14 protein-coding genes are annotated in these 16853 nt (G+C 61.3%); 7 read left to right on the forward strand and 7 right to left on the reverse strand.

Translation table 11 applies throughout. The features are described from left to right. Positions 1–115: 115 nt before the first annotated feature. The 3 genes from dnaG to J5Y06_RS11460 form a co-directional block, all read right to left on the reverse strand. Positions 116–2047, reverse strand: coding sequence for a DNA primase (dnaG, locus tag J5Y06_RS11450; RefSeq protein WP_209335294.1), 1932 nt, complete (start codon positions 2045–2047; stop codon positions 116–118). Between the two features lie 124 nt (positions 2048–2171). Then, a complete protein-coding gene (locus tag J5Y06_RS11455; protein WP_209335295.1) occupies positions 2172–2798 on the reverse strand; it encodes a DUF2076 domain-containing protein in 627 nt (208 codons plus the stop codon). Between the two features lie 133 nt (positions 2799–2931). Then, positions 2932–3381, reverse strand: a complete 450-nt coding sequence (locus J5Y06_RS11460) for a GatB/YqeY domain-containing protein (RefSeq protein WP_209335548.1) — start codon at positions 3379–3381, stop codon at positions 2932–2934. 216 nt (positions 3382–3597) lie between these two features. On the opposite strand from J5Y06_RS11460, the gene carA reads away from it, so the two are divergent. Beyond that, positions 3598–4815 carry a glutamine-hydrolyzing carbamoyl-phosphate synthase small subunit gene (gene carA / locus J5Y06_RS11465; protein ID WP_209335296.1) on the forward strand — a complete coding sequence of 406 codons (1218 nt, stop codon included), beginning with the start codon at positions 3598–3600 and terminating at the stop codon, positions 4813–4815. Between the two features lie 3 nt (positions 4816–4818). Here carA and J5Y06_RS11470 read toward each other — a convergent pair whose 3' ends face one another. Continuing rightward, entirely contained in the window at positions 4819–6507 is a 1689-nt protein-coding gene (locus tag J5Y06_RS11470) for a pilus assembly protein (RefSeq protein ID WP_209335297.1), read from the reverse strand. A 134-nt stretch (positions 6508–6641) separates the two neighbouring features. Then, the gene (ypfJ, locus tag J5Y06_RS11475) at positions 6642–7526 is read right to left on the reverse strand and encodes a KPN_02809 family neutral zinc metallopeptidase (protein ID WP_209335298.1); all 885 of its coding nucleotides are present in this window, start codon (positions 7524–7526) and stop codon (positions 6642–6644) included. A gap of 273 nt (positions 7527–7799) precedes the next feature. Between ypfJ and J5Y06_RS11480 the strand changes: the two genes are divergently transcribed. The 3 genes from J5Y06_RS11480 to J5Y06_RS11490 all read left to right on the forward strand — a co-directional run bounded on the left by J5Y06_RS11480 (position 7800) and on the right by J5Y06_RS11490 (position 12716). Beyond that, positions 7800–8705 carry an alpha/beta hydrolase gene (locus J5Y06_RS11480; RefSeq protein ID WP_209335299.1) on the forward strand — a complete coding sequence of 302 codons (906 nt, stop codon included), beginning with the start codon at positions 7800–7802 and terminating at the stop codon, positions 8703–8705. A gap of 184 nt (positions 8706–8889) precedes the next feature. Continuing rightward, positions 8890–12372, forward strand: coding sequence for a carbamoyl-phosphate synthase large subunit (carB, locus tag J5Y06_RS11485; protein WP_209335300.1), 3483 nt, complete (start codon positions 8890–8892; stop codon positions 12370–12372). A 125-nt stretch (positions 12373–12497) separates the two neighbouring features. Then, a complete protein-coding gene (locus tag J5Y06_RS11490; protein ID WP_209335301.1) occupies positions 12498–12716 on the forward strand; it encodes a hypervirulence associated TUDOR domain-containing protein in 219 nt (72 codons plus the stop codon). 60 nt (positions 12717–12776) lie between these two features. Here the strand turns inward: J5Y06_RS11490 and J5Y06_RS11495 are convergent, their stop codons facing one another. Then, positions 12777–13646 carry a transglycosylase SLT domain-containing protein gene (locus tag J5Y06_RS11495; RefSeq protein WP_385931662.1) on the reverse strand — a complete coding sequence of 290 codons (870 nt, stop codon included), beginning with the start codon at positions 13644–13646 and terminating at the stop codon, positions 12777–12779. A gap of 391 nt (positions 13647–14037) precedes the next feature. On the opposite strand from J5Y06_RS11495, the gene J5Y06_RS11500 reads away from it, so the two are divergent. From J5Y06_RS11500 to J5Y06_RS11510, 3 genes are all read left to right on the forward strand, one after another. After that, a complete protein-coding gene (locus J5Y06_RS11500; protein WP_209335302.1) occupies positions 14038–14538 on the forward strand; it encodes a methylated-DNA--[protein]-cysteine S-methyltransferase in 501 nt (166 codons plus the stop codon). A gap of 198 nt (positions 14539–14736) precedes the next feature. Next, entirely contained in the window at positions 14737–14949 is a 213-nt protein-coding gene (locus tag J5Y06_RS11505) for a cold-shock protein (protein ID WP_209335303.1), read from the forward strand. A gap of 219 nt (positions 14950–15168) precedes the next feature. Further along, complete coding sequence (locus tag J5Y06_RS11510) at positions 15169–16188, forward strand: TerC family protein (protein WP_209335304.1); 1020 nt, start codon at positions 15169–15171, stop codon at positions 16186–16188. A gap of 6 nt (positions 16189–16194) precedes the next feature. Here J5Y06_RS11510 and J5Y06_RS11515 read toward each other — a convergent pair whose 3' ends face one another. Further along, positions 16195–16809 carry a glutathione S-transferase family protein gene (locus tag J5Y06_RS11515; RefSeq protein WP_209335305.1) on the reverse strand — a complete coding sequence of 205 codons (615 nt, stop codon included), beginning with the start codon at positions 16807–16809 and terminating at the stop codon, positions 16195–16197. Positions 16810–16853 lie beyond the last annotated feature (44 nt).

The following is a 16853-nucleotide window of genomic DNA, read 5'->3' on the forward strand; positions in this document are numbered from 1 at the left end:
GTCCGCACTCTCGAATTTCGAATCGTTCTGATTCCGTTATTTCCCTGCAAGGTCAAGGCAGCTGCCACGATTCGCCCCGAAAAAGCGAATCAATCAAACTCGACATGGCTGCCGGCTAACTCTGCTGCGCCCGACCTGACGATACGCCGAAGCCCTCGATCAAAGCATCCACCGCCTGTACGTCCCGGAACTGGGCCTGGATATCCAGAAGGTGCTGGAAGTTCTCTTCCGTGGTTTCGGTCGCCAAGGCGAGTTCCGCCGCCTTCAGCTCCTTATTTAGAGTTGACGCGCTGCGGTGCAAGTAGAGCAGTTGCAAGAAGGCGTCGCGCGCATCGGCAATGTCCGCGTCGGAAAAGGCGGTCCAAAGCCGCGCACGTTTGGCGAGGCCCGAGACCTTTTCCAGCACCGGCTCCAGTCCAAGGCTAGTCAGATGAGCAAGGATACTCTCGCGATCCGTCGCCTTGTGATGCGCCGTCGCATCGAGAATGCCAGAATGGAGCTGCCGTAGCTCGGGGTGATCGAAGTCGAAACGCTCTACATCGTCAAAGAAAGCTTCGATCAGCCCGGGGTGGTTCACCAGCGAAACCAGAAGCACCGCTTCGCGCATGGGAACGGCACCCGCACTTCGAACAAGCGCAGACCGGGACAGGCTTTCGGAAACGGCCATGCGGCTGCGTTCCAACGCGCCGGGTCGACCATTCGGCCGCCATCCGCCCCCCTCGCCGCGGCGCTCGCCCCGGTCGCCAAAGCGAGCCGGCCGGGTTGCACCGAAAAACGCCTGCACGCGATCCCGCATATCCTGTGCGTAATGACGCCGCACGTCTTCATCGCGGATGCGGCCGGTGATTTCTCGTAGCGTTTGTTCAAGAGCTGCCCGGCGTTCCGGCACGTCGAAGGCCTGCCCCGCGGTTTCGCGCGACCAAAGAAGCTCAGCCAGCGGCCGCGCCTCGGCAAGAACCTTGCGAAAGGCGTCCGGCCCCTGTTCCCGCACGAGATCGTCCGGATCCTTGCCTTCCGGCAGAAGCGCGAAGCGCGCGGTTCGGCTGGCCGACACATTGGGCAACACGAGGTCTGCCGCGCGCCAGGCGGCACGCACTCCCGCCTTGTCGCCGTCAAAGCAAAGGATTGGCTCCGCCGCTGCGCGCCAAATGATTTCCAGCTGCTGTTCCGTCAGCGCAGTGCCGAGCGGTGCGACCGCATTGGTGAAGCCGGCCTGCGCCAGGGCGATCACATCCACGTAGCCTTCCACCACGACGAGCGTGCCGTCCTTGCCCTGCCCTTTTCGGGCACGCGCATAATTGTAAACCACCCGCCCCTTGTGGAAGAGTTCGGTGTCGGGCGAGTTCAGGTATTTCGCCGCCACGTCCGGTGACATGGCCCGGCCGCCAAAGGCGATCACCCGACCCTTGCTGTCCTCGATCGGAAACATGATGCGGTCGCGAAAGCGATCAAACGACACCGGCTTGTCATCGCCGAACACAACAAGGCCGCAGGCTTCGATCTGGTCTTTTCCGATGCCGCGATCAACAAGGTGCTGCTTCAAGGCGTTGCGGGAGTCTGGCGCATAGCCCAGGCGGAACGTTCGTTGCGTCACTGAATGCAGGCCGCGGTCGCGGAGGTAAGCGCGGGCCTTTGCGCCAGCCGCGCCATGCAGTTGCTCCTCAAAGAAGCTCGTGGCCATCTCCATGACGTCAAACAGGGAGGCACGCTCTTTTTCGCGCCGCTCTTCCCCGGGGTCACGAACCGGCATCGGCACGCCCGCCATGTCGGCCACGCGTTCGACGGCTTCCGGAAATGCAAGGCCGTCAAGCTCCGTGAGGAAGCGGAAATGATCCCCCGAAACGCCACAACCGAAGCAGTGGTAGCGACCCTTCTTGTCCTCGCAGTGGAAGCTCGGGCTCTTTTCGCCGTGAAAAGGACAGCAGGCCCAGAAATCCCCACGCGACGTGTTGGTTTTGCGCCGGTCCCACGTCACGCGCGTACCAATCAGCGCCGAAATCGGCACGCGATCGCGGATCTCGTCAAGAAAGCTGTCTGAAAAGCGCATCCGCGTGTCTTACAGCCCCGGCCTTTGGCTTGTCGATTGGAGATGTTGCGCTGGCTGCGGCGGAAGAAGATCGCCCAGCGAACGAGCGCGCTCTTCGATAGGTTTGTTTTCCCCCTCGAACGGGTCAGATGTCGTCGAAGCCACCGCCCTCGTCGAAGCCCCCATCATCGAAGCTCGCGTCTTCAACGCCGGCTTCCTCGGCAGGAGGCGCTTCAGCGGAAGCGGACTGCCCCGCCTGGGCGTCATCGCCCGCAAACATGCCGGCAATGGCGTTGCCAAGAAGGACGCCGCCCGCCACGCCCATGGCCGTTTGGGCCGCACCAGCCAGGAAGCCGCCGCCGCCCGCGCCTCCAAAACCTGGCCGGGCTGCTTGCGCCGAACCGCCGCCCCACTTGCTTCTCGTGGCGGAGGAAGCGTTCGCCGCCGCCGATCCGGTGCGCGGAACTGCTCCAGCTGGCCGCGCCGAGGAAGGCTGGCTTCCACCGCCGAACAAGCCCCCGAGCAGGCCGCCGCTGGCCGCGGTGGGAGCCGCGGATGTGTTCTCCAGCTCCTCGATCCGCCGTTGCGCGGCTTCGAGAGCCTGTTCCTGAACGATCACCGTTTGCGCCATGTAGTAGGCTGCTGCGGGCTGGCGCTGAACTGAATCGGCGATGAAGCGCTCTGCTGCCGCATCGCGCTCCGGCACCTGCCGTTCAACAGCAGCGAGTTTGTTGAACAAGCTTTCGATGGCCTGGCGGTCGGTGGTGTCCATTGGCTGAGCTCCTCGCGGATAAGAGTGCCCAGCAGATATGGAGGCTGCGGGCGCGGACCCAAGGTCACGCGCGCGCCCGTCGCCCAATTTTTTCGTGATCGTGCCGCAGCCAGGCCGCAGCGGGCATGCGTCGCTACTGCAGCATGTCCTTGACGATGCCGCTTGCCTTGGAGAAGTCCATGGCGCCTGGGTAGCGTTCCTTCAGCGTGTTCATGCACTTGCCCATGTCACGCAAGCCGCCGGCGCCGATATCGTTCACCACGGAGCGACAAGCCTGCCGCATGCCGGCTTCATCCAGTTGCTTGGGCAGGAAGTCACGAATGATCGCGATCTCCTCGCGCTCCTGTTCCGCCAGTTCGATCCGGCCACCTTGCTCGAATGCCTCGGCCGACTCGGCACGCTGACGCACCATTTTGCCGAGCACCGCCAGGATCTCGTCGTCGGACACGGGGTCCTTGCCCACGCCGCGATTGGCGATGTCACGATCCTTGATGGCGGCAAGGATCAATCGCAGCGTCGATGTACGACGCTTGTCGCCTCCCCTCATGGCATCCTTGAGGGCAGTCGCGAACGTGTCGCGCAGCATGGTAAGGTCTCCTTTGACCAAGATTTAGTCGGTTTCGTAGGTGGGCGAAACGCCCTTGCCGGCCCGCTTTCGGGTTGTCCGCAAGCAATTACGACATTATGTGGAGGTCGTTCCGGCGCAGAAGCGTTTTGCTTGCCCGGCTTCGTTCCGCCATATGGCTTTTGACAAACATGCTTTCAAGCGGCGTTCCGGCGCGCGCGGTGGAGAACTGAGATGGACAAGGCGATCAACGGTCAGTCTGCCGAAGCCTGGAGCGAGGAAGCGGCAACCGCGGTGCTGGTGCTGGCGGACGGCACGGTGATCGAGGGCGTTGGCCTGGGCGCCACGGGCGAAGCGGTAGCGGAAGTCTGCTTCAACACCGCCTTGACCGGCTACCAGGAAATCCTGACCGACCCCTCCTATGTCGGGCAGATCGTCACCTTCACCTTTCCCCATATCGGCAATGTCGGCGCCAATAACGAAGACATCGAGGATCTGACACCAGCTGCGCGCCACGGCGCGGTCGGTGCGATCTTCAAGGCCGACGTCACCAATCCCTCGAACTACCGCTCCGTTGCGCATCTGGACGAGTGGCTGAAGCGGCGCGGCATTGTCGCTCTTTCGGGCATCGATACGCGCGCCCTGACCGCGCTGATCCGCGACAAGGGGGCACCGCATGCGGCGATTGCCCATGATCCGCATGGCCAGTTCGATATTCCTGCCCTTCAGGCAAAGGCGAAGGCCTGGTCCGGCCTCGTCGGCCTAGACCTCGCAAAAGAGGTCACCTCGGGACAAAGCTCGGTCTGGAACGAAACGCCCTGGGCCTGGGGCGAAAGTTTCGGCGAGCAGGCCGAACCAACCATGCATGTCGTGGCGATCGATTATGGCGTTAAGCGCAACATCCTGCGCCTTCTGTCCGGGCTTGGCGCAAAGGTGACGGTGGTTCCGGCACAAACCAAGGCAGAAGATATTCTCGCAATGAAGCCGGACGGCATCTTCTTGTCGAACGGACCCGGCGATCCGGAAGCCACGGGCCAATATGCGGTTCCAGTGATCCGCGATCTGCTCCAGGCTGATCTGCCGATGTTCGGCATCTGCCTCGGCCACCAGATCCTGGCTCTCGCCGCGGGCGCCAAGACAACCAAGATGCATCAAGGGCACCACGGCGCCAACCACCCCGTGAAGGATCACACCACGGGCAAGGTTGAGATCGTGTCGATGAACCACGGCTTCTCAGTGGATAGCTCGTCCTTGCCGGACGGCGTGTCCGAGACGCATGTTTCGCTGTTCGACGGCTCGAACTGCGGCATCGCTCTTGCTGGCAAGCCCGTGTTTTCTGTCCAGCACCATCCTGAGGCCTCACCGGGGCCTCAGGACTCGCATTATCTGTTCCGCCGCTTCGTGAACCTGATCCACGAACGTCGCGGCGAGCCGCAGCTCGCCGAGCGCTGATCTTTAAGACGAGATCCTGACCCGCACGATCTTGTCCTGGATGGACTGAAAGATGCCATCGAGTTGCGCCCGTGACGGGGCATCGAAGTAGTGGCCGGGGCTCGTTGCGCAATCCTGGAGAAGGGACCCGGTTTTCACGTCGGGTTCTTCCAGGCGGATCGTGAACACGGTTATACCAGTCTTTTTGGCGTTTTCGCACGCCTTGGACGTCTTGCTGTTCATGGCCGTGTTCGTTGCGGTATCGCCACCCGACGAAATGCCGAGCCGCCCATCCGCCAGGTACCCGAAGCTAGAGTAGATCGACCCAAGCGCGTGGCCCCGGTTGCCAAGCGTGTTGGCACCATCCGTCAGCACGATCATGATCTTCTGCAGGCCGACTTCCTCCTCGAGGGAAGCGCCTTCCGTGAAAGGCTCGCCGGGGGAAAGTGCCCTCATGCCCCAGACCACACCTTCAAGGATGTTGGTGTTTCCTCGCGCCTGGAGGTCTCGAACGCTGTTTTTCAACGAGACATAGCTGTTGGATAGCGGCGAGATCGGTTCGGTCACGCAGCCGAAATTCGGGCCCTTCTTGTAGCGGGTGTTGAGGGAAATGCCATCGTCGATCTTGACCTTGCTGTGCTTGATCTTGGATCGCTGCTTAGGGTTCTCATCGTCTTCATCTTCGCCTTCGTCTTCGTCTTCATTTCCGTCATCTTCATCGCCGCTTGAACCGAGCACAGCCGTCACGTCGCCGATCCCCAGCAGGTCCTCAATCTCTTCTTCCGGCACGCCATATTTGAAGAGCTTTTGGGCCCTCGCGCGAGTTGTTTTATCCGTCGGCTGGACCTCTGATGCGATGTAATTGTTGTCGTAGCCGCCGGTGGCGGGCTCATCGATCGCGAAGGCTGGAACAACCAGGCTGTTCACTTTCCCTTTCACGGGCAACTCGTCGGACACGTCGAAATCGTCCGCCGACACCCGGGTCTCAACACATCCAGACCAGGGTTGGCTTGTGTTGTAGGCGAGTTGGAAGCGCGAAACCCCCGCTTCGAGCTCCATCTGCGGCAAAGGCACGAGACCTGCAAGATCGAGCCAAGGCGCGCCCGTCCCGGGGATCTGCTGACCATCGTTGTCAAACTTCGGGCCGAACTGGGATCCGACATTCACGAAGCTCGAGAAGGGGACCAGGCTGAACTTCAGGTCGTCCGGATTGGTCACCTGGGCCGACATCGTATCAATTAGGCCGAGTACCGCATCCTTCATGGCAATCAGCTTGCCGCCCGCCATCGAGCCCGTCGTGTCGAGGACGAGAGCGATTTCATATTTCGCGTAAGCGATATCAGCCTGCGAACTGACAGAAACGTTCCAGTTTTCGTAACCAAGCAGGCCGCCAAACGCCATGTGGGCCTTGGTGTTGCCGGAAACCGTGACGCTGTTGCCAGCGCGGATGAGGTTCAGTTGCGTGACGGCAGGATCGAAGTTGGTGCGAACGAAGCCGTCCGCGATCTCCCTGGCACGCGCGTCGCTGAGGTTCACCCCTTCGCGTGCCACCGCAAGTGCGGCCGCATCAAGCGCGTTCTGCAGTTCGGTCTTCGTTCGGCTGATGGTCGAGAGATCGATCATCACGCCAGCGCTGATCGCCAAAGGCACGACCAGCACGGCGGAAAGAATGGCGAAGTTGCCACCGCGATCAGATCGGAACGATAAGAGCATTCGAGACTACCCCCAATTATCAGGAGTAGTTCTGCTCAACAGTTAATCAACGGAAAGTAAAACGGCTCAGCAACTTTTACAGATCCGACAATGAAGCCCTGAGTTCCCGCACACACAGTTAAGCGGATGTTGCGTCACACTGGATTATTGAAGGTATCACAGTCGCTTAGGCGACCAGAAGAATGACCTCGGCCAAACCAGTCGCGCCGCTGCTGGGACGTTCCATGGTTGAAGCTTTCGGGCACCACATAGCCCTGGCTGCGCCTTTGCAGCGTATCATCCCCGATCTGCGTCGCGGCGTTTAGCGCTTCCTCAACATCGCCACTTTCAAGCAAGCCCTTCTGGTCGGTGAAGTGTGCCCACACACCGGCAAAACAGTCCGCCTGAAGTTCGACGCGAACGGACATGCGGTTCGCTTCCTCTTGGGACATGCCCTGCCGCATCTCATGGTAGCGCGGCAGGATGCCGATCAGGTTCTGCACGTGGTGCCCGACTTCATGGGCGATGACATAGGCTTGCGCGAAGTCGCCGGCGGCGCCGAACTTCGTTTCCAATTCGCGGAAGAAGCTGGTGTCCAGGTAAACACGCTGGTCACCAGGGCAATAGAACGGACCTGTCGCGGAGGATGCAAAGCCGCAGGCGGATTGGACTTGGTTGTTGAACAACACCATGCGCGGCTCCTGATAAGCCTGACCTTCAGCCTGGAAGATGCCGTTCCAGGTATCTTCCGTTTCGGCAAGCACGGTGGCCACGAACTGAGTCATCTCGTCGCTGGCACCGGTGTCCGTCGTTTCATACTGCTGCGATGACGGCCCTGCTCCCGTTCCGCCGGAAAGAAGCTCAAGCGGGTTGATGCCGAACACGAAAGCCACGATCAAGAGGATGATGATGCCGCTGATGCCGCCGCCGGCGGTGCGGATCGGGATGCGGCCGCCTCCCCCACCCAACCCACCGCCAAAACCGCCGCGCCCGCGTCGATCCTCGATGTTGGAGCTTTGTCTGCGACCGCGCCACTGCATGTGATCCCCCTGGCTTTGCCGGAACGATCCGACACCGCATCATAATTCAAGCAGACGCACAGAGTTGCAGGCGCAACAGCATTTAGTGTCAGACGCTGCGTTTTTTCCGCGACACGGCGGCAAGAACGCGGCCGTTGCAGAGAAGCTACAGCGTTCGGTTCGGTCATGCGCTAAGCAACCGCACGCAAGACCATCGTCCGGCGGCGCGCGCGGGCGAGCAACGCGAGAACAGCTTAACCAAACATCAACCGTAACCGACCCAAGGATTGGTTCATGATGCTCAAGCTTGCCGCACTTCTTGGTTTTGCTCTCACCTGCAGCGTTTCAGCCTCTTCTGCGTTTGCCGCAACAGAGTGCGAAATGGTGATGCCGAGATTGAAGGATGATGTACCCCACGGAGGATGCAGCGCCGTGAAGGCGTCGGCTGCTCAAGCCGCCGCCAAGCTGCCTGCGGCACCGAAGGCATCAGTGAAAACTGCAGAAACGGGGAACGCGTTGAGCGAGTCGGTGCAGCGCTCCGCCAGTTTCGTCGCCAAGTTCAAGGCCGGTTCGAGAACCGGCTCGCCAACCATGGTCCTGCTGCATGGATCAGGCGGCGACGAAAACAGCCTCATGACCCTCGCCGCCAAAGCTTACCCCGGCGCTTCCCTGCTCGGCATTCGAGGTCGCGTCGTGCAGGAAGGCATCAACCGCTGGTACAAGCGCCTCACCCCTACAACTTTCGACCAGGATGACGTCCGCTCGGAAGCGCAGGCTTTCGCGCAGTTCATGACGGCTGCGCAGAAGGATTACGGCATCGACCTCAGCAGGGCGATCTACCTCGGCTATTCCAACGGGGCGAACCTTCTTGCCGCTGTTTCGATGCTGCATCCGGAGCTGGTGCAACGGGCCGCACTCTTGCGCCCGATGATGGTCCTGAACACCCTGCCGGACGTTAACCTCGCCAAGGATTCCATCCTGATGGTTCCCGGCAAGTCCGACACCACCTATGGCCCCCTCGCGCCCGGCCTCGAAAAGGCCTTGGCGGAAAAAGGCGCTAAAATCACCGAGCACACGGTGGATCTCGGGCATCTCCTCGGGGATGCCGACGTCAACGTCGTGGCCGACTGGATCCGCTCCATCGGCAGCGAAAAGAACGGCGAGGCGCCCACACAGACCGCCGCGGCAACGAACAACTGACCGGGGCTGACGGCCGGCAAACCGTCTTCGGTTCAAATCCTGTCATGGGGATCAATTTCGGGGTTACGCAAGCGCGCAACCTTCCCTATAAGGCCGGCCTAGCCCAAGATTAAGCGTGCGCCCAGCCGGCCGGTTCATTCCGCCCGGCCTTTCGGTGCGACATGTTCGACAAACGGAAGCCATCATGCCCAAACGCACCGACATCAAGTCCATTCTGATCATCGGTGCCGGTCCAATCGTGATCGGGCAGGCGTGTGAGTTCGATTATTCCGGAACCCAAGCGTGCAAGGCGCTGAAGGCGGAGGGCTACCGGATCATCCTGGTCAATTCCAACCCGGCCACCATCATGACCGATCCGGAACTGGCGGATGCGACCTATGTCGAGCCGATCACGCCGGAAGTGGTGGCCAAGATCATCGCCAAGGAGCGGCCCGACGCGCTGCTGCCCACGATGGGCGGCCAGACCGCCCTGAACACGGCGCTGTCCCTGCGCCGCATGGGTGTTCTCGAGCGCTACAATGTCGAGATGATTGGCGCCAATGCCGAAGCGATCGACAAGGCCGAGGACCGTTCGCTGTTCCGCGAAGCCATGGCCAAGATCGGCCTGGAAACGCCGAAGTCGATGCTGGCCAACGCTTCCGCCGTGAAAGACACCGACAAGGATGCGCACAAGGCGCGTCGCGCGGAGCTGAAGGCGAGCAACCCGGACGATCTCGACGCACGGCTTGATGCGCTCGAAACCGAATGGAACCTCGGCGAGGGCGACCGCAAGCAGCGTTATGTCAGCCACGCAATGGGGATTGCGGCGCAGGCGCTCGACCATGTCGGCCTGCCCGCGATCATCCGCCCCTCCTTCACCATGGGCGGCACGGGCGGCGGTATCGCCTACAACCGTGCCGAATTCTTCGACATCGTCGCGTCCGGGCTGGATGCGTCGCCAACAACGGAAGTGCTGATCGAAGAAAGCGTTCTCGGCTGGAAGGAGTATGAGATGGAGGTCGTCCGCGACAAGGCGGACAATTGCATCATCGTGTGCTCCATCGAGAACCTCGATCCGATGGGCGTTCACACCGGCGACTCGATCACCGTCGCGCCGGCTTTGACGCTGACCGACAAAGAATACCAGATGATGCGCAACGCCTCGATCGCGGTGCTGCGCGAGATCGGCGTGGAAACCGGCGGCTCCAACGTGCAGTTCGCCGTGAACCCGGCCGATGGACGCCTTGTCGTGATCGAGATGAACCCGCGCGTATCGCGCTCCTCCGCGCTGGCTTCCAAGGCCACTGGCTTCCCGATCGCCAAGATCGCCGCCAAGCTTGCGGTCGGCTACACGATGGACGAGTTGGAAAACGACATTACCGGTGGCGCAACGCCCGCGTCCTTCGAGCCGTCGATCGACTACGTCGTCACCAAGATCCCACGCTTTGCCTTCGAGAAGTTTCCCGGCGCCGACAATGTTCTGACCACCGCCATGAAGTCGGTCGGCGAGGTCATGGCGATCGGCCGCACCTTCCCTGAAAGCCTGCAGAAGGCGCTGCGCGGTCTCGAAACCGGCCTCACCGGCCTGGACGAGATCGAGATCCCGGGGCTCGGCCTCGGCGAAGATCGCAACGCCATCCGGGCCGCGCTTGGCACACCGACGCCGGACCGGCTGCGCATGGTGGCGCAGGCGATCCGCATGGGCACGTCGCTCGAAGACGTGCACGAGATGTGCAAGATCGATCCGTGGTTTCTGGAGCAGATCGCCGGCATCATCGCCATGGAAAGCCGTGTACGCGAGCACGGCTTGCCTAAGGATGCCAAGAACCTGCGCCGCCTCAAGGCGATGGGCTTCTCCGACGCCCGGCTCGGCTCGCTTGTGAAGAGCGACGCGCAAGCGGTTCAGAAGATTCGCGAAAAGCTCGACGTTCATCCGGTTTACAAGCGCATCGACACCTGTGCAGCGGAGTTCGCGGCACCCACCGCCTACATGTATTCCACCTATGAAGTGCCGTTTGCCGGCCAGATGGCTGACGAAGCGCGCGTGTCTGACGCCAAGAAGGTCGTGATCCTGGGCGGCGGTCCGAACCGCATCGGCCAGGGCATCGAGTTCGATTATTGCTGCTGTCACGCGGCCTTCGCGCTGGCCGAGGCAGGCTATGAATCGATCATGATCAACTGCAACCCGGAAACGGTTTCCACCGACTACGACACGTCGGATCGCCTGTATTTCGAGCCGCTGACCGATGAGGACGTGCTGGAAATCCTGCGCAAGGAGCAGCAGGCCGGTACGCTGCATGGGGTTATTGTGCAGTTCGGCGGTCAAACGCCGCTCAAGCTCGCCGCCGCGCTGGAAAAGGCGGGCATTCCGATCCTGGGAACGTCGCCGGATGCGATCGACCTCGCCGAAGATCGCGACCGCTTCCAGAAGCTCCTGCACAAGCTCGGCCTCCTGCAGCCCAAGAACGGCATCGCCTATTCGGTCGAGCAGGCGCGGCTGGTGGCGGGCGAACTCGGCTTCCCGCTGGTGGTGCGGCCCTCCTACGTGCTCGGCGGCCGCGCCATGCAGATCGTCCATGATGCCGGCCAGTTGCAGAATTACCTGCTCGACACCGTGCCGGGCCTCGTTCCCGAAGACATCAAGCAGAAGTACCCGAACGACAAGACCGGCCAGATCAACACGCTGCTTGGCAAGAACCCGCTTCTGTTCGACACTTATCTGACGGACGCGATCGAGGTCGACGTCGACGCTCTTTGCGACGGCGAAGACGTGTATGTGTCGGGCATCATGGAGCACATCGAGGAGGCCGGCATTCATTCGGGCGACAGCGCCTGTTCCTTGCCGGTGCACTCGCTGTCCGACGAACTGGTTGCCGAGTTGGAGCGCCAGACGGCGGCCATGGCGCGCGCACTGGATGTCGGCGGCCTGATGAACGTGCAGTACGCCATCAAGGATGGCGCCATCTTTGTGCTCGAAGTCAATCCGCGCGCGTCGCGTACGGTACCCTTCGTGGCAAAGACCGTGGGCCGGCCGATCGCCAAGATCGCGGCCCGGATCATGGCCGGCGAAACGCTTGAGCAGGCATTCGGGCACTATGGAACGAAGCCGAACCCGCACAAGCTCGGCCACATCGCGGTGAAGGAAGCCGTGTTCCCCTTTGCCCGTTTTCCCGGCGTCGACATCCTGCTCGGACCCGAGATGCGCTCCACGGGCGAGGTGATTGGCCTCGACAAGGATTATGCGCTGGCGTTTGCGAAGTCGCAGTTGGGAGCCGGCGTCGATCTCCCGCGCTCTGGCACGCTGTTTGTTTCGGTGCGCGACGAGGACAAGGAGCGCGTGCTCCCTTCGGTGAAGAAGCTTGCCGAGTTGGGCTTCAAGGTTGTCGCCACCTCAGGCACTGCCCGCTACCTGCGCGAGCACGACATCGAGGTGGAAAAGATCAACAAGGTCCTAGAAGGTCGTCCACACATCGAGGACGCCATCCGCAATCGGCAGGTGCAACTGGTGTTCAATACCACCGATGGGCAAAAGGCGCTCTCGGACTCCAAGTCGCTGCGCCGCGCAACCCTGATGCAGAAGGTGCCTTATTACACCACGCTCGCGGGTGCTGCCGCTGTTGCGGAGGCCATCGCCGCCCTCAAGGCCGGCAGCCTCGAAGTACGGCCTCTGCAGGATTATTTTCGCTGACGATCTGAGGTCTCCTGTCAGCACAGTCAGGAGACCATCCCCTTCCGGAGATCTGTCGATAACCTGACGGAACCCGCGTCACTTGCCCTTTGTTTTGCATTCACGCACAAGCAAAGGGATCAACCATGAGCAACATCGCCAAGGGATCGAAGGTCGAGTGGAACTGGGGTGGCAGCAAGGCGGAAGGCGAGGTGGCCGAAAAGTTCACCAAGCCCGTCCAGCGCACCATCAAGGGCACGAAGGTCAAGCGCAACGCATCCAAGGATGAACCTGCTTTTCTGGTGAAGCAGGAAGACGGCGACCGGGTTCTGAAAAGCGGGTCAGAGCTTCACAAGAAAAACTGACATGGCGTCAAAAAAACCCGGGCCGACCTGTCTCTCCACAAGGCGACTTTCCTGCACCCCTCAGTCGGTGAGGGACAGCGTCGGCGCTCCAGCCGTTTGCGCGACGCCCGGCAAAGACTGAACAACCAGCCGGCTGCCACGATCGAGTTCGGCGTGTTTCTTTGCCGCGGCGTCGGCTGATGCAACCTGAACGGAAGCGGCTGCCTTGCCCGGACGCAAACCGGCTTCTTCAAGAAGACCGCGCTTCTTCGCATCGTAGTAATAGCCGCGGGAGTAATATTTCACGGCCTGATCGTGATCACCCTTGGCGGTGATGAACGCGCCGCGAAGATATTTCACGGCATAGGTCAGGTTGGTTTCAGCGTCGAGCAAGCCGCTGGCGGTACCCTGGTAGCCCATGCCTTTAGCCGTGTCGTGGCGGATTTGCATGAGGCCCCAATAAGGGCCGTTGCGTGCCGCTGGGTTGAAGGTGCTTTCCCGTTTCACCACGCGGCGGACCAGTTCAAGCGGAACCTGATAAACCTGCGCATAGCGGGCAATCAGCGCGTCGAGTTCCGGGCTGCGCGCGGCAACGGGCTCTTTCGGCGCGGTCGTGTTGAGTGAGGCAAGAACAACCGGTTTCGCAACCGCAGGTGCCGCCACAACGGCTGGGGTGCTCGCGGCAGAAAGGACAGCGGGAGCAGGCGTGGCGGTTGCCGCGCTGGCAACAACGCCTGCCGAGGGAACGCCATCGCCCTGCCCTGTGCGCAGTTCCGCCGCAACCGAAGCGGCATCCGGCGTTGCGGGTTGCGTGGATTCGGTTGTGACTGCGTTCTGCAAGGCCGCAAGCCCACCGCTCGGGGGCGTTGCGCTTGCATAAGCAACGGCTGAAATCACGGTGCCTTTGAGCGACGCATCGGCAACCGCGGTTTCGCGATCAGCGCTTGCCACATCCATGCTGTCCGGTAGGCCGGCAGCAACCACAGTGGGGGCCGGTTGCCCAACGGGCGCGAGCGAAGCTGTCTGGTTGGACCCGGAAGTGGCGGTGCATCCGGCACTCGCCAGAAGTCCGGCGACACCCAGGATGCGCAAGCAAGTCGTGCTGGTCGGCAAAGGTTTACCGCTCCCTTTTTGATGCTCGAACTGCCCAACCCCAGACGCTGCCTACAGGACCACAGACCTTGCTTCAACCCGGCATAAGGCTTTGTTAAGTTCCGGCTTGCGCTTCAATCAAGCCTGTGTTCCCCTTACGTTCATATCGTTCTGCAACTTTGTTGTTGAAGCACAAGGGCTTACTCGTTTGGTGCTGGCGGCGCATTTTTTCGACACACGATTAGGCCGAATGGGACTCGTTTGGTCGGAACACGGCGTCCGAAGCTTCCGCTTGCCGAGGCAAGAAGAGGATGTCGCGACGCTGGCGCCGCGGATGGGGCCGATCAGAGAGCAGGATCCTGTTGGCTGGGTGGAGGACCTGATCCGGCGGGTCCACCTCTACACCGACGGTGGCCAGCCGTGTTTCAGCGACGTGCGGCTCGATTGGACCGCCGCTTCCGCTGGAGATCGCCGCATCTACGAGTGCCTGCGCGCTGTTGAGCATGGTCAAACGATCACCTATGGCGAAGTGGCCCGACGGGCAAAGGCTGCAGGCGGCGCCCTCGGCGTCGGTCAGATCATGGCACGTAACCCCTGGCCGCTCATTGTGCCCTGTCATCGCGTCGTGGGAGCGAACGGCAAACTGGTCGGCTTTTCGGCACCGGGCGGCATTATCACGAAGATGCGCCTGCTCCAGCTTGAGGGGGCGAAACCGCCGCAAGATGGGCAGCAAGCAAGCTTCGCGTTCTGACGCGTGAAGCAGACGCGGCCGCAAGAGCCTGCTCCGTCTTGATCTTTTCGCACGCGCCAGTTAAATGGCGATTGGAATTTCGGCTGATCGGACCTCTGGCCCGCGCTGCGCGCGTTTTCTGACGTCAATCCCAAAATTTCGAACCCATCTATCCGTGGTTCACGGATTGTAGAAAACCGCAGACGACAGGAAGTTCACATGCCGACAGGAACCGTGAAGTGGTTTAACACCACAAAGGGTTACGGTTTTATCCAGCCTGACCAGGGCGGCCCGGACGTTTTCGTCCACATCTCGGCCGTTGAGCGTTCAGGCATGACCTCGTTGAACGAAGGTCAGAAGATCAACTTCGAAGTGGCTCAGGATCGCCGCACCGGCAAGTCCGCTGCGCAGAACATCACTTCGGCTGGCTGATCCCTTCGTTCAAACGAAGCGACGGTTTCGAAAAAGGCGGGGCAACCCGCCTTTTTTCTTTGCAGCATGAGCCAGATTTTTCGCTGCTGCCCTTGATTTCGTGTCGGACCCGATCCAATTTCGCCGCTGTAGTGCCGGGCCCCTCTGGCGAAGCAGCGTCCAAGCTGCCTCGTGATGTCGGAGCTACTCCAATGTTCAATTGGCAGATGGTCCGGCAAAATGGATGCGCTTCTCGGCGCCCTTATGGGCGATTTTCTTGGTACTCCTGTCTACTTCTGGGTGGCGTTTCTCGCCATCGTCATCGGCCTTCTGGTCTTTGATCTCGGCGTCCTCCATCGCGACGAACACGAGATCTCGGCAAGGGAAAGCCTGACACTCTATGCAGGCTATGTCAGCATCGCGATGCTCTTCGGCGCCTGGGTTTGGTGGTCGCGCGGCTCTGAGGCCGGGCTTGAGTTCTACACCGGCTACCTGATCGAGCAGAGCCTGGCGATGGACAACATGTTCGTCATCGCCACGATCTTCGGCTTCCTGGGGATCCCACGGCTTTACCAGCATCGCGTGCTGTTCTGGGGCATCCTCGGTGTCATCCTGTTCCGCGCGATCCTGATCGGTGTGGGTGCGGCATTGGTTTACCAGTTCAACTGGATCCTGGCGGTTTTCGGCGCCTTCCTGATCTTCACCGGCATCAAGATGTTCTCGCACAAGGACGAGGAGCCGGATCTCGAGCAAAACGCGATCTACAATTTCCTGCGGCGGCGGTTCCGCATCACGTCCGTGCTGGACGGCCGGAATTTCACGACGATGCAGCCCGACCCGAAAACAGGCAAGCTCGTGCGCTTCCTGACGCCGCTCGGTGTCGCGCTGATCATGGTCGAAGCGGTTGACCTGATCTTTGCGGTGGACTCCGTACCCGCGGTTTTCGCGGTCACTCAGGATACCTTCATCGTCTACACCTCGAACATCTTCGCGATCCTGGGTCTGCGTGCGCTTTACTTCGCCCTGGCAGCGGCCATGAACCGGTTCCGCTATCTGCAGGTCTCGCTGGCGATCGTTCTGGTGCTGATCGGCATCAAGGTGACCCTCGTGCCGTTCGGGATCCATCTGGATACGCTGTTGTCGCTTGTAGCAACCATCAGCATCCTGGCGGGCGGCGTGTTCTACTCGATGTGGAAAACCCGCAACGAGCCGAATATCAGCGCGCAGGAAGATCCGACCCAGGGTCAGCTCGAACCCTGATCGGCATCAGGAAGGCAGCCAGGCCATGTCCACATGGTCTGGCTCAGCCTGGACGCGCTGGAGCCATTCGCCTATCGCCGGAAATTGGCTCATGTCGAATCCGGCACGGCCCGCTTCCTGGGTGTAGGCATAAAGCGCAAGATCGGCCAGGGTGAGCGACGCGCCGACCAGAAACGCCGTCTTCTCCAACTGCCTTTCCATTACAGTGAGAGCCTTATTGCCGCCAGCGAGGCTGGCGGCAAGCTTCTCCGGCGTCGCCTCTGCGGCCCGCTCAGGATAGATGATCAGCGCCCGGCGCACCGCGACATACGGCTCATGGCTGTATTGCTCAAAGAAGAGCCATTGGTACATCAAGGCGCGGTCATAAGCATCGCGCGGCACGAACCCGGTCCCCTCGCCGAGATAAAGCAGAATCGCGTTGGACTCGGCAAGGAGCCGCCCGTCCTGCAGCTCAAGCAAGGGAACCTTCCCGTTCGGGTTCTTTTGGAGAAAAGACGCCTGCCGGGTCGAGCCGTCGATGGCGCTAACTTCAACATGGCGAAACGGCTGCGCAAGCTTGGCCAGCAGCAGCCTCGGCTTGTAGCAGTTGCCGCTATCTTGTTGGCCGTAAAGGGTCAGCATGGTCGCTCCGACGGAAGAAGGGACGCGCATTCTGCCGAAGCTGG

The organism is Tianweitania sediminis (assembly GCF_017813335.1).
GTDB lineage: Bacteria > Pseudomonadota > Alphaproteobacteria > Rhizobiales > Rhizobiaceae > Tianweitania > Tianweitania sediminis.

Excerpts from the sequence above, each read along its gene's own strand:
- ypfJ (WP_209335298.1), bottom strand. The coding sequence starts at position 7,526 with ATGCAGTGGCGCGGTCGCAGACAAAGCTCCAACATCGAGGATCGACGC.
- carA (WP_209335296.1), top strand. The coding sequence starts at position 3,598 with ATGGACAAGGCGATCAACGGTCAGTCTGCCGAAGCCTGGAGCGAGGAA.
- J5Y06_RS11505 (WP_209335303.1), top strand. The coding sequence starts at position 14,737 with ATGCCGACAGGAACCGTGAAGTGGTTTAACACCACAAAGGGTTACGGT.
- carB (WP_209335300.1), top strand. The coding sequence starts at position 8,890 with ATGCCCAAACGCACCGACATCAAGTCCATTCTGATCATCGGTGCCGGT.
- J5Y06_RS11480 (WP_209335299.1), top strand. The coding sequence starts at position 7,800 with ATGATGCTCAAGCTTGCCGCACTTCTTGGTTTTGCTCTCACCTGCAGC.
- J5Y06_RS11510 (WP_209335304.1), top strand. The coding sequence starts at position 15,169 with ATGGATGCGCTTCTCGGCGCCCTTATGGGCGATTTTCTTGGTACTCCT.
- J5Y06_RS11490 (WP_209335301.1), top strand. The coding sequence starts at position 12,498 with ATGAGCAACATCGCCAAGGGATCGAAGGTCGAGTGGAACTGGGGTGGC.
- J5Y06_RS11500 (WP_209335302.1), top strand. The coding sequence starts at position 14,038 with ATGGGACTCGTTTGGTCGGAACACGGCGTCCGAAGCTTCCGCTTGCCG.
- J5Y06_RS11455 (WP_209335295.1), bottom strand. The coding sequence starts at position 2,798 with ATGGACACCACCGACCGCCAGGCCATCGAAAGCTTGTTCAACAAACTC.
- J5Y06_RS11470 (WP_209335297.1), bottom strand. The coding sequence starts at position 6,507 with ATGCTCTTATCGTTCCGATCTGATCGCGGTGGCAACTTCGCCATTCTT.
- dnaG (WP_209335294.1), bottom strand. The coding sequence starts at position 2,047 with ATGCGCTTTTCAGACAGCTTTCTTGACGAGATCCGCGATCGCGTGCCG.
- J5Y06_RS11515 (WP_209335305.1), bottom strand. The coding sequence starts at position 16,809 with ATGCTGACCCTTTACGGCCAACAAGATAGCGGCAACTGCTACAAGCCG.